This window comes from Vibrio sp. 2-1-2a, from assembly GCF_032648565.1.
In the GTDB taxonomy this organism is placed as follows: Bacteria; Pseudomonadota; Gammaproteobacteria; order Enterobacterales; family Vibrionaceae; genus Vibrio; species Vibrio diabolicus.
Genome location: NZ_WBOH01000001.1, coordinates 317,804 through 332,229, shown reverse-complemented (window position 1 = coordinate 332,229; position 14,426 = coordinate 317,804). Strand labels below are relative to the sequence as shown.

Genomic DNA, 14,426 nt, shown 5'->3' with positions numbered 1-14,426 from the left:
GTTTGAAACGTCTGATGCTTTTTTTGTCACGTCACTCTGTATTTAAAAGCGATATTTCCAATAGACGCCACCATATAAACCTTCATAGCTTTGCAAAACGTCGCCCATCGTTTCGGTTTCGTTATTAAACAAGTAATCCTCTTCTGAGTAGTCTTCATAACGGAGGTTGAGCTGCACGTTTTGATTTTCAGATACTTCATAGTCAGCGATGACTTCAAATCGGTACGAGTTCGCCTCGTTATCAGGATATTGGTAGCCACCAGATGTGGTTGAAGATTTTCCATCAGCTTGGCTGTAGCTGTAATCAAACGAGATAGAAAGTTTGTCGTCTAGTAGCTGCTCTTTACTCACACCAAAGCCAATGGTTGTGATGTCATCTTTGAGTTTGGTGGTGTAGCGATTCCAACCGACAACGTCAGAGTTTGCTTGTTGTTGCTCGGAGCGGATGACCTGTTGATTGTAAAAAACATGCCCGTTTAGTCCGTCGAGTAAATTGAAGTTGACGCTGATATCGTAGCCGTAATCTTCTCCTTCGCTTAAACCTATATCGGGTTTAACATAGTCGTCGTTGCCGTACCAAAGCTCTGCAAGCAATTGGACATCGTCGGTCATGTCATAACTGCCGTGGCCACGGAGCTCAATCCTCTCTTTGTCGGCTAAATAGTATTGGCGCAAATTAGGCGAGTCGCTGCTGTCGTCCTGCCAATCAGAGCCATCGCGAAAAGAGTAGGAGACTTTACCGCCTAATTGCCACGGTCTACTTGGTCGGTACTGGGCTCCAACAAAAACGCGTTGTTCATCGGTATGTTTCCTATCAGCATAACTTCGCTCATCTTGTCTAAAATGGTAACCCGTATTCACTTTTACATTAGAAGTAACACGATGCTTGAGTGTTGCTTCCAGTTTGGTTTTGGTGTGGTCGTATTTTTCTCTCGTCGATCCGATGATGGTGTTTCTATCGGAGTTATCGTCTTTATCTGAATAGTCCGCAGAAATGGCGAAAGCCGTGTCTCGCGAAAGTTTGTTGTGGTAATCCGCGCTCATTTGCCAAGTGTTAGTTTCGCCATGGAATGTATTGGAGTTAACGGGGGACTGCGGGAATGGATTTAACCCGCCTTCAGAAGACGTCTGTGACCAAAGTAAGCGGCCACTGAACGTTTGTTGATTCAACCGATAATTCCCCGTGACAGCAAACTGGTGAAAGTCGTTGTCAGGCTCATACGCGAGGTGGTTAGCGTAAGGATTCGTAGTGCTGCCGTAATAAAGTGCGGACTTGTCATTTCTAAAAAACGAGCCGCGATACGCAATATCCACCAGCCACAAATCTTCCATGTAGCTTACTCCTACTTGAGTATTTAAGGTTTCATGGTCGACGTTTTTGGGTATGGATCCCGGCGCGTTGGCGTAACCCGGAATGGTCGATGAATAAAGCGAAGTTGTGCCTTCTTTACGTTCGTGCTTCATGGATGCATATGGCTTCCATGGCGTATGTGGTGTGTACTTGAGTTCTAACTTAAACGTCTCTCGCGTCACTGAGTTTTCATATTTCGATAGGTCACCACTGACGAGTGCATCCTCTCTTGGATGATACGCACTGAGTGAGGACTGATTCCAGAAATACGGCGTTTCACTATAACTGCCGAGGACACGTAATCCGTCGTACTGGCCCATTTCCCACTGCAGTAAGAAGCGTTGCAAACCAAGATCTTCGACTACAAAGCGATTGTAGAATCCGTCGTCTTCATATTGTTCAATGTCAGTGTTCAGACTTACGTTAAAGTGCTTGTTGTCGGAGTTTGTACCGTAAACGGGTGGATTCCAATTATAGAATCGCGAGGAACCATCGTTGTTAAGGTAACCGACGCCGGCGCTGACTTCTCCACTCCACGTGCTGTCGCTGCTGCATTCACTGCACTGCCAGCGGCTAGTGTCGGCTGGTTGAGAACGTTGTAACGAATAATCGTTGGCGTGCGCTTGCACAGCAAAAGCAAGGGAAATAGCGATGCACAGTTGAGATAGTTTCATGCCTCCCTCCTAATAACTTAATGTTTGACCACGTGGGTGGTTAGAGCCATGCACTTGATTGTGGCAGTTTAAACAACTTCCGCCGCGCACTCTCAAGTCGTTTTCAGGAATGGCTACGTTTGCATGTGGCACACGGTGACATTCCTGACATAGCATTGGCAGCCGTTTATTGAGCAAGGCTTTGTTCACTGAACCATGAGGTGTGTGGCAGGATGTGCAATCTTCAGTTACTGGCTCATGCTCCCATAAAAATGGGCCGCGTTTTTCCGCATGACACTCGTAACAAGCGTTATTGACGGTTGACCAGTTCAGGCTCGCTTCATTTAATGTCTGATGTGGATTGTGGCAGCTAGAACAAGTCATGACGCCGTCGATAATAGGGTGACGACTGCGTTTGTGGATATCTGATTTGGTGCGGGAGTGACAATCGGTGCATTTGTCTGCTTGCATTTCGTCAACCATCATCGGATCGTCTTTTTGATGCAGTTGGTGACAGCTTGCACAAGACAGCCCTTCAAAAGCGTGCTCGCTACTATGCCAAGTCGAGCGTTTCGCATCTTGGTGACAAGATAAACACACGCTGTTTTGCTTTTCGGCCGGAACAGGGGAGTTTGGCCCAAAAGTGATCATCGGTTCACGAACTTGTCCTTTTCGTGGATTGCGTTCGTGATTGTTCGCTGGGCCATGGCATGCTTCACACTGTTTATCATTCATTGGCCCATGCAGGTTTGCGGACTTGCCATGAATGTTGTCGAAAATACCCGTAGCAGGTTTGTCTGATGTATCGTCATGGCAACGAAGGCAGCCATCTGGTCCGCGGCGTGAATATTTTCCCTCGGAAAACTTGGTGTCTAATATGGTTTCCATTTCTTCTTGAGTTAACGTCGCCGCTTCGGGTTCTGGCTTGGCGACATCTTCCGAACTGACGGTGAAGATGACGCCTAACCCAAGTATCCCAGCTACCAACCACCGCAGAAACATTGCTTTCATAGCTCTTCCTTTTCTTATCCTTAGTTGTCAAAGCATTGTGTTCAATGACGAATTCAACGGTAGTCGTATACCTTGTGAACCTTATCCACCCCTTGTGACTGACCAATAGCATGGCAAGTCGCACATTGTTCGGAGCCCGTTGCTTGTGCTGCTGTGTCTGCTCCAAATACCGCGCCGTGATTCAGCATATGGTTCAGAGGCGCATCTCCTGCCACGGTATCCGGGTCAGCATTAGCTAAAGATGACTCTAAGTGACACGCGCCACAGGTGACTAATGCAGGACTAAAATATTTACCACTCGCCAGAGAAGGGCGCGTATTTTGTTGGCTAGGTAAGTTGTATTGAGCATTGGTATGGCAGGACTCACAGTTGTTGACTACGCCAGGGAAAGACGCTTCACCGCTATGAGCGGAGCCAAAGGCGTGGAATGAGTGCACGTGGTACTTTAGATCAGCCGCCATTCCAGGATAAAACGCAGAACGTTCGGAGTTATGGCAATTTTTACATTGTTGGAAGTCGGTGGCAGCATGTGGATGCTCACCGAGCTTATGGATAGTCAGCTCTTTGTGACAATCGTTACACGATGAAATGTCCGCGCCCACTGGCAGTTTGTGTTGCTTGTTGATACCAGACACATCAAACGAGCCAGATGCGTTATTGGCGGCAATGACGAAAGGCGATTTGATAAGATCGATGCCTTCAAACGTGACGCATTCGGCGAGCTCGCCATCTCTACGGTTGGCGCAAAGTGGCATGTCGGCGATGTTAACCGTCAACGTAGAGTTGGAGATTGGCTTAATCGCAGCGTCAGTGAAGTCTTTATGACACAAGAATAGGCCTTCTCCTTGAGCCTCACAGCCGTCACCAAGTGCGCCATCATCGGCGACGTTGAGACTGTTGTTTGCGACTATCGGGCCTTGGCCGCTATCCCAGTTCAGCAACAAATTGAGGTGCCCATGTTCATTAATGAAAGGGGTCAGTTCGTTGATGGATCCAATACCTGTGCCCGCTTTCGACACTCTTAGTTCAACCTCAAACTGGTCATCAATAAATCGCGCGCTTTCAACGTTGATTTCAAGCGAATCACGCGCTTTTGCAAGATTATCTAAACGCATTACGTGAACAGTTTTAGCACTTCGGCTCGCGTCTTGGCCGATGATTGGATCGCCATTGTCGTCTCGGTCATAAGGTCGGTGACAGCCAGAGCAGGAGTTTTGTGGCTCGCCGTTTCTTATCCAAGCCGTACCGATTTGGTTATCATGCGCACCTCTGTCTCGGTACAAGTGACAGGTCTCACAGGCAACTTGGCTTGGGTGTTCAAACCAATTGTTGGCGTCTGATGCTTTCGCGACATCGGTTGAATGGCAGGTTGTACAGTTGCGGGCATCTTGGGGGAAAAGGTTGCCTTCAATGACTAAACCATTGATGTCGGTAACGAGCACGTCATTCTCGTCGACAGGCTGTTTGTAAGTGTCGGTATTATTTCTGTCGCTACCTAATTTGAAAACATTACCGTGGTATTGATGAACAACGGCAGCGAGAGGGCGTCTGGCTGGCGCAGCGCCAGGGTTACTGTCATTGTGGCAAGCGGTACAAACGGCAATGTTGTTATCAATTGAGCGATAGCCCGGTCCATGATGAAGCGGTTCGCCCATATGACAGTTTTCGCAGGTGCCTTTTTCTATTACATTGCGAGAGACAGCCGCATCTGAACTTTCTTGCGGCACCCATTCAAACACGTAGGTAAAACCGTTGCCTTGCTCGCCATACGCCATGACGATTCGGTGGAGTTTATCCGTATCCCAAGCGATAAAACCATTGTTGCTAGAAGAGTCGGCAGTATAAGGATCGGACACTTTCAAAACGTCAGGAATGGCAAACGTGTAGCGATATCCCTCGTCTGTTTTTACTAGTGTTCCATCCCAAACACTCTCCATGCTGGCACGGTTATTTGCGGTATTACTTGAGTGATGGAAACTCTTCCAATAAGTGTTGCCATGGCGCCCATTGAAGGCAAAGGCTGGATCGTTCGAGTTTTGTGTATCGACACGAGAGGGCATTGCTTTGAGAAGTGCGATGCGAAAATCTCTCGTTTCGTCTAGCTCATGAGGTCTGCCACTGCCGTCTTTGACGGTAAAATTGACCACCAGTTTGGTTTCTCCGGTTTCTTGAGTGACCAATGATGGCTTGGAAACACTGATCTCGAAATCACCAAGTGCAGGTGGTGGTGTATTCTGATCGTTTTTGCTGTCTGGACCACATCCGGTGAGCAGTAAAATAAACAATATTAATGTAGCGATCGACTTTAAACCGTTCATAGTCCCTCTCGATTCGTCCTAAAGTAAGTGGGAATGCATGGGAATGGTTGAATATTCCAATAAACGATTGATTGAAATATTAATTTTATATTCAAGACAAAAGAAAAATATCCATATTTACATCGCTTGAATAAATCGAAATACATGGCTTGTAAGAGTATAGACGCAATATGAAATATTATTAAAATAAACCGCTATTTTTGTGTGTGAATTTTGGGGTTGAATTTATTATGATTTTAAATCAATTGTTTGGGTTGGATTTTCTGCGATTTAAGAGGTCGGCGCAGAAAAAGTAAGGGTATTGAACTACGCTACTTTAAATAGTTGACGGCTTAATATTTTTATCTTGGATATCGTTGGTTTTAAGTCGCGTTTATAAATTGATTTTCTTATCGTTTATTCGCTGTCTGGTTTTGATTAATAAAGATAATTACTACGGAGTCAGTCTAATATGCACCAGATAATTAAATTCTCACTAAAAATTTCCTCAGTGTTAGCCATCAGTTCTGCTTTGGTTTCCCACAGTTTAGCATCACCAAGTGAGCTAATTTCACAATACGAATGTGAAGCCTGTCATGGGCCAGACGGTGTTAGTTCCGACACGAATATTCCTACCATCGCAGGGATTCCCGAGTTCAACTTTTTTGACCAGATGTTGCGTTACCTTGAAGGCAGACCCTCAGCTTCGGTTAATCACGTATACGGAGACACGAGCAAAAAAGGCGACATGGTGTCGATAGTTAAATCTTTATCTGAGGCGCAGATTGAAGAGTTAGCAAAACATTATGCTGGGCTCGAGTTTGTGCCAGCTAAGCAGTCTTTTGATCAAGCGTTAGCGATGAAAGGTAAGGCTATCCACGCGAAAAGTTGCGAGAACTGTCATTCGGATGGTGGCAGTAACGCTCTGGATGAAGCTTCGATTTTAGCTGGTCAGCAGAAGGGCTATCTTGCCACTACGTTGCAACAGTTTAAGCAAGGCAAACGCTCCGTTGATAAAAAAATGGATGAGGCGTTCAAAGGGCTTAGTGCCGATGATTTAAACGCGCTCGTAGAATACTATGCGAGTTATCGCTAGCGCTGCTTTGGGATGAACACCAATGAGTTTATGGCGTAAACCAAACAGAAAATGGATGCTCGGTATACCAATTGGTGGCTTATTGGCGTTTATCCTTGGTGGGGCGGTATTCAGTGTTTTTCACTTTGGTATGGATTACACCAATCGCAACGAGTTTTGTTACAGTTGCCATATTGGGATGGATACGATAGTTGAGGAGTACCAAGCATCCCCACACTTCAAAAATGCTCAGGGTGTGGTTGCCGCTACGTGCAGTGATTGCCATGTCCCTAGGGAGTTTTTTGCTAAAATCGCATTGAAAATCGGCGCTACAGCCGACATCTATCACAAACTGACTGGAGAAATTACGTTAGAGAACTTCGAGGCGGAGCATCGTCCGAGGTTGGCTGCTGAAGTCACACAGCAGTTTATCGAGAATAAATCAAAACAGTGTCGATATTGCCATTCCGTTGACAAGATGGATTTCGAAGCGCAAGGACGAACCGTTGCGCGTCGACATCAAATGATGGAAAGTCGAGAGCAATCGTGCATTGATTGCCATGCGGGGATTGCTCATCACCTGCCTATTTCTCTAGATTCTCCAGAGACTGTCCCACCTGAGGAGTAATACTGATACTTTCGGCTTCTTTCGCGATGGCTTTGACCATGCCTTTGAATATGAATAGATGGGCTGGCATCATGGCAAACCAGTAAAGCAGCCCGAGAAACCCCTGTGGGTGCCACCAAGCGGTGATATCCAGTTCTCGTTCATCACCATGGTCTTTGATGGTAATTTCTAAACGTCCAAGCCCTGGGCCTTTCATCCCAAAAAACAGGGAGAGGAACTGATCTTCCTCGCAGCGAATCACTTTCCAAGAGTCAATATAATCGCCGACTTTGAGCTCCGGCCCCGGAGGAGAAACGCGAATCGGTTTCCCGCCACCAAAAAAGATGTCGAGCCATTCACGTGTGCGCCACAAAATGTTGGCAAAGTAATAGCCTTTTTCACGACTCCCGATTTTTTGAGCCACTTTCCATAATGCCGCAGCGGAGGCTTGAGTTTTTATGCTCGCACCGGCTTGTTTAGGGTAGTAGCCATACCCCGGTTGCCATCGACGAAGTGCCGCAGGCTCAAAGCCCCAAACATTGCTGCGCACAAACGTGCCTTCATCTTGAATGGTATCGGATACCGCTTGCTCGTAGCTGATCAGCGTTTGCGGAAATCGTGCTTCAATCGCTTTGGAATCGGCAATGTAGTCATGCTCTAACCCCGCGAGTAATGCTTTGCCGATGTTTGCTGGTACAGAGGTGACCAAGCCGAGCCAGTAAGATGCCATTTTTGGGGTAAGCAACGGTGTCGACCACAGCCGATAAGGCTTGTTGGTGATTCGGCATATGACTTTAAACTGCTCGCGGTAGCTGAGTGTATCTGGCCCACCAACTTCATAAATTTGGTTTTCTTCTGGGGGTGATGCTTCGGCCAGCTGCAATAAATAGTGATTGAGGTTGGGTAGGGCAATAGGGTTGGCTTTTGAGTCGACCCATTTAGGCGCGATCAAAATAGGTAAGTTGTAGACAAAATCTCGCATGATCTCGAAAGCCGCGGAGCCGGGGCCAATGATGACGCCTGCACGCAATTCAGTTACTGGAACGCCAGACTGTCGGATAATTTTGCCCGTTGCTTTGCGTGCGGCTAAATGGCGCGAGTTTCCGGTTTGCGGTTGGATGGCACTTAAATAAATGACATGTTTGACACGGCTTTGCTCCAATGCGTATTTAAAGTTCAAAGCAAGGTTTAGCTCGTACTCAACAAAGTCATCGCCTTGTGCCATTCCGTGCACTAGGAAAAATACCAAGTCAAAATCGTTCACCACAGCGAGCGTGGCTTCTGCGTCGGCTAGGTCTAAATACCGCAACGTTAAATTAGGATGGGGCCGAGTCCTTGACTCCAAATAATCGATATGTCGCGCTGCGGCCGTGACGGCGTAACCTTGTTCTAAGAGTAACGGAAGAAGTTGAGAACCAATGTAACCCGAGGCGCCTAGCACCAACACCTTTTTCATTATCTGTCCTTTTAATCGTTGGTGGAATAAACACCACAGAGTATAATCATGAGACACTTTCCCCATTCTATCAATAAGTTGTCGTTGGAGCGCTTGTGACTTTTCTCTCTCAACTCTCAATACATGCAGATAAAGCATTCTTACGTCGCTTATTTGCGATCGCGCTACCAATTACACTGCAAAGCATGATGTTTTCTAGCCGAAGCCTCGTCGATGTGCTTATGCTCGGCCAACTTGGTGAGGCTGAAATAGCCGCTGTTGGGGTAGCGGCGCGCGCGACGTTTGTTACTACCATCATGTTAGTTGGGGTGACGACGGGTGGTGCATTACTGACCGCACAATATTGGGGGGCAGGCGATAAAGTCGGGGTACGTCGCAGTACCGCTTTAACATGGATGATAGCCATGGTGTTTGCCGCCATTGCCGTTGCTTTGTTTGTTATTTTCCCACAGCCAGTCATGAAACTGACGACAGACTCACAAGAAGTGATTGAGTTAGGGGCCAGCTATCTAATTATTTCATCCGTTAGCATGTTTGCTGTTGCGTGTGTCGCTAGTATGTCGGTGGGCTTGAGAGCGATGCACCAACCGGGGCTGAGCACATTTTTTAGTGGCATAGGCATTCTGTCTAATGTTTTCCTCAACTGGGTGTTAATTTTTGGTCACTTAGGTTTTCCTGCTTTAGGGATTACAGGGGCAGCCATTGCAACGGTTATCAGTGGCGCTATTGAAGTCGGTTGTCTATTTGGCTATTTATGGCTGAAGAAACACATAATTGCATTTGGTTGGGATGATATACGCGCAGGTTTGGTTTTAGACAAAATAACGCGTTTCTTGAGCCTTTCCTTACCGACTACATTTAACTTTTTGGCATGGGCTGGTGGATTGTTCGCTTACCATGCCATCATGGGACAAGCGGGTGTGCAAGGTTTGGCAGCGTTGTCGGTGATGACGCCCGTTGAGTCAATCTCTCTCGCTATGATGATTGGCCTATCGAATGCAGCTGCGGTTTTAGTGGGTAACCAACTCGGCGCGAAAAACTTTGAACCTGTGTATTACCAAGCTTGGGCTACGGTCATTTTGAATGTGTTTATCGCATTTGTGGTCGCAGTTGTATTGATAGTGTCCAATCAATGGATCCTTAATGCGTTTAGTGCACTGACAGCGGATACTCGCCAGTTAGCTGAACAATTTATGGTGATTCTTGCTTTAGGTGTCGTATTACGCTCGGTGCCGATGATGGTCATTGTTGGGGTATTACGTGCGGGTGGCGACGTTAAGTTTTGTTTGTATCAAGACATTCTTGCGCAGTGGGTGATTGGGATTCCACTCGCGGCATTTGCAGCGATTCAGCTCGGTTGGGAGCCGCAATGGGTTTACTTACTCTTTTTGACCGAGGAAGTTGTGAAGTGGACGATTTGTCTGCCAAGAATGGTGAGCCGAAAATGGATGAAAAACCTTATCGGTCAATAGAGGTAAACAGAGCTTTCTGCAGCTGCAAAAATCTGCTCAATACGTCAACAAAATTAGGAACAGAAAGTGAATCGAGTTGCATTTGTACTCTCATAGTGTGATCAAGCATTCAAAATACTTTCTACTAACAGGATTTTAGTGTAGATTCTGATCCCAATTTTTAAATACCATCCGAGCGGCATAATCAATGTTAAAACTGTCAGACCTATGTAAAGGCTATGTAGACGGGGGAGAATTTCACCCTGTATTACAAGGGGCAGAATTAACATTACAGCAAGGTGACCAAGTCGCTCTGATGGGAGAAAGTGGTTCGGGTAAAAGTACTTTGCTGAACTTAATTGCCGGACTGGATACTGCAGACTCTGGTGAAGTTCAGTTTCCAAATTTTGCCATGCATGATGCGCCAGAGCATTTGAGAACCCTTTACCGCCGCAACAATATTGGTAATATCTTCCAACAGTTCAACCTGCTTCCTACGCTCAATATTGCCGACAATATTCGTTTTTGTCGTCAGTTAAAAGGTTTGCCAGAAGATAAAGAGTTGTGGCGTCAAATTCTTTCTGCTCTGGATTTAATGCCTCTGCTAGGCCGTTACCCGGAAGAAGCATCTGGTGGTCAGCAACAACGTGCTGCTATTGCTCGCGCACTCTATATGGAACCTAAAATCCTACTCGCTGATGAGCCAACTGGTAGCCTAGACGAGCGAAACGCAGAAGCGGTAATGCGCTTATTGACGAGTCTCGCTCGCCAACTGGAGTGTACTTTGCTGTTAGTGACGCACAGTGAAAAAGTGGCGGCCCATATGGAAGGTAAGATTCGACTTCAAGGAGGGCAACTGCATGTTATGGCCCGTAGTTAAGGCACTACTCGGTCATTACCGTCGTTACCCACTACAAATTATTCTTGTCTGGCTAGGGTTAACCTTAGGCGTGTCCCTTCTTGTTGGTGTTACTTCTATCAATCAGCATGCAAAACAAAGTTATGCGACAGGAGAAAAGCTTTTCTCCAATCCTTTGCCATACCGAATCCGAACTAAACACTCTGCCAATAAAATTCCTCAAGGTTTCTATATCCAGTTGCGCCGAGCTGGGTTTAACCAATGTGCGCCGTTTGACGTGCTGCATCTAGATGCTAAAACCGACATGAGCTTGATGCTGGTGGGGATTGATCCTGTCGCGATGATTCCATTGCAGCAAGGCAAATCTTTGGGTGAGATGCCTGTTCTATCATTAATGAAACCTCCTTATCCCATTCTAGTCAGTCAAGATTTGGCCGCTTACATGAGTTGGCAGGATGGGGACTTTATTGAGATGAATGACGGAAGTCGTCTCGGACCGATTCAAGTCGATAAAAACAAAATGCTCTCTGGGACTCGGCTGGTTACCGACATCTCATTACTGCGTATGCTCAAGCGGAGCTCAGGTTTGTCTGCGATTTCTTGTGGTGAAATGCCAGAGGAAAAACTAATAGCACTGAAAAACATGCTTCCCAATGGCATGACGCTCGTTAGGAATACGCGCACGGAGCTTGAGTCGTTAACTAATGCATTCCACATGAACCTCACCGCGATGGGGATGCTGTCATTTTTGGTCGGGTTGTTTATTTTTTATCAAGCGATGTCTTTGTCATTCATTCAGCGACAACGTTTGGTGGGTATTTTGAGACAGACGGGGGTCAACGGAACGCAGTTGGCTCAAGCATTGTTGTTAGAGTTGTCGTTGCTCGTCTTTATTGCGTGGGCGTGTGGTAACTTTTTTGGTTTGATCTTGGCAAATGAACTGATCCCTGCAGTCTCATCGAGCCTGAGCGATTTGTACGATGCCAACGTAGGCTTAACGATAGGATGGTCTTGGCAGTCCAGCTTATATAGTCTGATCATGGCAGCGATGGGCGCATTAATATCGTGTTTGTGGCCATTGATTCGTTTGTTGAAGTCACAGCCAATTCGTCTATCTTCTCGACTGTCATTAATGCGATTTGCAGGGCGAGAGTTCTCTTGGCAGGCTCTTGCTGCGTGTGCGTTTTGTGTCGCGGCAATCGCAGTGTATCAAGCACCGAAAACACAAGAAACTGGCTTTGCCATTATTGCGCTGATGTTGGTTAGTGTGGCCTTGTTCATGCCATTTATTATGTGGCATATGTTCCAGAGCTTTTCTTACACCATGCGTTGGGTACGTGTACGTTGGTTTTTTGCCGATGCGGCTGCGAGCATGAGTTATCGCGGTGTGGCAACAATGGCGTTTATGTTGGCACTGGCGGCAAATATCGGCGTAGAAACGATGGTAGGCAGCTTTAGGGATACGACCGATAAATGGCTGAGCCAGCGATTAGCAGCGGATATTTATATCTATCCGACAAATAACTCAGCAGCTCGGATGAGTGCATGGCTGCAAAACCAACCAGAAGTCAACTCGGTTTGGTGGCGTTGGGAAAAAGATATGCCAACCGAGCATGGTGCTTTGCAAGTGGTGAGCACAGGCTCTTCTGAAGGTGAGCTAGATGCACTGACGGTAAAGCTAGGTGTCCCGAATTACTGGTATCAACTGCACGCGACCAAGAGCTTGATGGTGAGTGAATCGATGGCCTTGAAGTTGGATATTCGTCCAGGAGACTTCATTAACTTGCAGGAACCACTAGGTGGAGACTGGCAAGTCGTTGGTGTTTATTACGATTATGGAAACCCGTATAACCAGGTGATGATGTCGCACCGGAATTGGCTGTATGCATTTGCAGGGACGGGCAATGTTGGCCTTGGTGTGGTGTTAAAAGATAGCGTTAATGGGGAGGGGCTGAAAAATCGCTTAGAAAATGTATTCCGCCTCCCGCAAGACCGTGTGTTTGATAATGGTAATATCTATAGTCAGGCAATGAGGGTATTTGATCATACCTTCGCTATTGCAGGAACCTTGGGCAACATCACGCTGATTATTGCTGTGTTTGGTTTATTCTTCGCGACATTGGCGGGCGAACTGTCGCGGCAGCGGCACTTCTCTTTGCTGAGATGTATGGGTGTATCCGGAAAGGAACTTGTCGCATTGGGTGGTTTGCAGTTGTTTGTCTTCGGGGCCATTTCCGCGATTATTGCGGTGCCACTTGGTCTGGCACTTGCACACTTGATCGTTGATATTATCATTAAGCAATCATTCGGTTGGTCTCTGGAGCTTCAAACGATCCCTTGGGAATACGCTCAAACTATTGCTTGGGCGATGCTTGCCATCATGATTGCCGGCGCATTGCCAGTTATTAGAATGATTAAGAGTACGCCAATGAAGTCATTAAGGGACGCGTTGTAATGAAAAAAGTGGGCTCTAAAAAACGCTTGTTAGTTTCAACGATCATTGTTATTACGTTTGCCTTTTTGACTGGGGCTGCTTTTTACTCAACTTTTTGGTTGGAAGCGACAGCGACACAAGAAAGCGAGCTTAATTCTATTCTAACGCGTGAAAATCAAACGATTTTCGAACCTGTATTACCTGACGAGCATGTCTCTTTACCGTCAGACTTTCGTTTTCATCCTGAGTACCAACATGAATGGTGGCACTACTTTGCGAAACTGAAAGATGAACAAGGGAAAATATACAATGTTCAATGGAGTTACTTCAGGGTCGCGACAGACGAGCGAGAAACCAGCGGATGGCAAAACCCTCAACTGTACATTTCACATGTTGTCGTTAGCCATGGTTCGCACGTCTGGAAAGAGCAACGTGTAGCGAGAGGCGGGATAGGCCAAGCTGGCATGACTAATCGTCCTTTCAGGTTATGGATTGATAATTGGACGTGGCGTTCACTTGGTGCAACGCCTTTCCCTGGTAACTTGAATGTGACTACCGATACGTTTGGTTTAGATCTCAATACTATGACAAATGGCCCCTTTGTCGTGAATGGAGACAAAGGTTTTCAGGTTAAACATGCGTTGCAATCTGTTGCCTCTTTCAGTTTTAGTGCGCCATTTTTAAAGGTGAAAGGGAGTTTGAACATTAATGGCAAACGCTTCTCTGTTGCTGGCTCTGCTTGGGCTCAGAAAGAGTGGGGCAGTGGCTTAATTGGTGAAGGGCAACAGGGTTGGGATTGGTTTGTATTCAATTTAGATGATGGTCGAGCACTGACTGTCAGCCGCTATCGCCACCATGGACAAACACCGCATGTATTTGGCACCTTGTCCACACGCTCAGGTAAAGTCATTAATCTCTCAGATGATGATATCAGTATTAAACCAATGCAAGTGACCAGTTTATCAAATGGAAGAAGGCTGCCTTTGCAGTGGATTATTAATATTCCAAAGCATCAAATTAACTTGACCACTCGTATTATCAAATCAGATATGTGGCTTCCTTTTGTTATACCGTATTGGGAAGGCCCTACCTTAGCTTCTGGCTCCAACGAGGCTTGGGGCTTTATGCAGCTCACTGGTTATTAAATTCTGATAAAAACCACCCCAATGGGTGGTTTTTTAGTGGATGAAACTTCCTGAATTTTTCTCAAAAGTATGGGGTTATCATGACAG

At 46.4% G+C, this 14,426-nt stretch carries 10 protein-coding genes; 6 read left to right on the top strand and 4 right to left on the bottom strand.

The window, feature by feature from the left end; translation table 11 throughout:
- Positions 1–42: 42 nt before the first annotated feature.
- The 3 genes from F7Y48_RS01590 to F7Y48_RS01580 are packed head-to-tail and all read right to left on the bottom strand — an operon-like array spanning position 43 to position 5,333.
- On the bottom strand, positions 43–2,025 hold the full coding sequence (locus F7Y48_RS01590) for an MtrB/PioB family decaheme-associated outer membrane protein (protein ID WP_316679952.1): 1,983 nt from the start codon (positions 2,023–2,025) through the stop codon (positions 43–45).
- A gap of 9 nt (positions 2,026–2,034) precedes the next feature.
- On the bottom strand, positions 2,035–3,015 hold the full coding sequence (locus F7Y48_RS01585; RefSeq protein WP_025520777.1) for a DmsE family decaheme c-type cytochrome: 981 nt from the start codon (positions 3,013–3,015) through the stop codon (positions 2,035–2,037).
- Positions 3,016–3,068: 53 nt separating this feature from the next.
- Positions 3,069–5,333, bottom strand: coding sequence for an OmcA/MtrC family decaheme c-type cytochrome (locus F7Y48_RS01580; RefSeq protein ID WP_316679946.1), 2,265 nt, complete (start codon positions 5,331–5,333; stop codon positions 3,069–3,071).
- Between the two features lie 451 nt (positions 5,334–5,784).
- Here F7Y48_RS01580 and F7Y48_RS01575 point away from each other — a divergent pair, with 451 nt between their 5' ends.
- Together F7Y48_RS01575 and F7Y48_RS01570 are read left to right on the top strand one after the other, a co-directional pair.
- Entirely contained in the window at positions 5,785–6,408 is a 624-nt protein-coding gene (locus F7Y48_RS01575) for a c-type cytochrome (RefSeq protein ID WP_237283791.1), read from the top strand.
- A gap of 22 nt (positions 6,409–6,430) precedes the next feature.
- The gene (locus F7Y48_RS01570; protein WP_134646837.1) at positions 6,431–7,015 is read left to right on the top strand and encodes a NapC/NirT family cytochrome c; all 585 of its coding nucleotides are present in this window, start codon (positions 6,431–6,433) and stop codon (positions 7,013–7,015) included.
- On the opposite strand, the gene F7Y48_RS01565 is transcribed toward F7Y48_RS01570, so the two are convergent.
- Positions 6,972–8,450, bottom strand: a complete 1,479-nt coding sequence (locus F7Y48_RS01565; protein WP_237283792.1) for a DUF2867 domain-containing protein — start codon at positions 8,448–8,450, stop codon at positions 6,972–6,974. The two genes, F7Y48_RS01570 and F7Y48_RS01565, sit on opposite strands and share 44 nt — an antisense overlap.
- Before the next feature lie 95 nt (positions 8,451–8,545).
- Between F7Y48_RS01565 and F7Y48_RS01560 the strand changes: the two genes are divergently transcribed.
- The 4 genes from F7Y48_RS01560 (at position 8,546) to F7Y48_RS01545 (ending at position 14,339) form a co-directional block, all read left to right on the top strand.
- Complete coding sequence (locus F7Y48_RS01560; protein ID WP_109168465.1) at positions 8,546–9,922, top strand: MATE family efflux transporter; 1,377 nt, start codon at positions 8,546–8,548, stop codon at positions 9,920–9,922.
- A gap of 187 nt (positions 9,923–10,109) precedes the next feature.
- The gene (locus tag F7Y48_RS01555; protein WP_005393230.1) at positions 10,110–10,781 is read left to right on the top strand and encodes an ABC transporter ATP-binding protein; all 672 of its coding nucleotides are present in this window, start codon (positions 10,110–10,112) and stop codon (positions 10,779–10,781) included.
- Positions 10,762–13,215: an ABC transporter permease gene (locus F7Y48_RS01550; protein WP_005393229.1), complete on the top strand. Its 2,454-nt coding sequence runs from the start codon at positions 10,762–10,764 to the stop codon at positions 13,213–13,215. The genes F7Y48_RS01555 and F7Y48_RS01550 overlap by 20 nt, the downstream gene beginning before the upstream one ends.
- Positions 13,215–14,339 (top strand): lipocalin-like domain-containing protein, encoded by a 1,125-nt coding sequence (locus F7Y48_RS01545; RefSeq protein ID WP_046874817.1) that lies wholly within the window; start codon positions 13,215–13,217, stop codon positions 14,337–14,339. Before F7Y48_RS01550 ends, F7Y48_RS01545 begins: the two co-directional genes overlap by 1 nt.
- The last annotated feature ends 87 nt before the right edge of the window (positions 14,340–14,426 follow it).

Excerpts from the sequence above, each read along its gene's own strand:
- F7Y48_RS01590 (WP_316679952.1), bottom strand. The coding sequence starts at position 2,025 with ATGAAACTATCTCAACTGTGCATCGCTATTTCCCTTGCTTTTGCTGTG.
- F7Y48_RS01580 (WP_316679946.1), bottom strand. The coding sequence starts at position 5,333 with ATGAACGGTTTAAAGTCGATCGCTACATTAATATTGTTTATTTTACTG.
- F7Y48_RS01565 (WP_237283792.1), bottom strand. The coding sequence starts at position 8,450 with ATGAAAAAGGTGTTGGTGCTAGGCGCCTCGGGTTACATTGGTTCTCAA.
- F7Y48_RS01570 (WP_134646837.1), top strand. The coding sequence starts at position 6,431 with ATGAGTTTATGGCGTAAACCAAACAGAAAATGGATGCTCGGTATACCA.
- F7Y48_RS01585 (WP_025520777.1), bottom strand. The coding sequence starts at position 3,015 with ATGAAAGCAATGTTTCTGCGGTGGTTGGTAGCTGGGATACTTGGGTTA.
- F7Y48_RS01555 (WP_005393230.1), top strand. The coding sequence starts at position 10,110 with ATGTTAAAACTGTCAGACCTATGTAAAGGCTATGTAGACGGGGGAGAA.
- F7Y48_RS01545 (WP_046874817.1), top strand. The coding sequence starts at position 13,215 with ATGAAAAAAGTGGGCTCTAAAAAACGCTTGTTAGTTTCAACGATCATT.
- F7Y48_RS01550 (WP_005393229.1), top strand. The coding sequence starts at position 10,762 with ATGTTATGGCCCGTAGTTAAGGCACTACTCGGTCATTACCGTCGTTAC.
- F7Y48_RS01575 (WP_237283791.1), top strand. The coding sequence starts at position 5,785 with ATGCACCAGATAATTAAATTCTCACTAAAAATTTCCTCAGTGTTAGCC.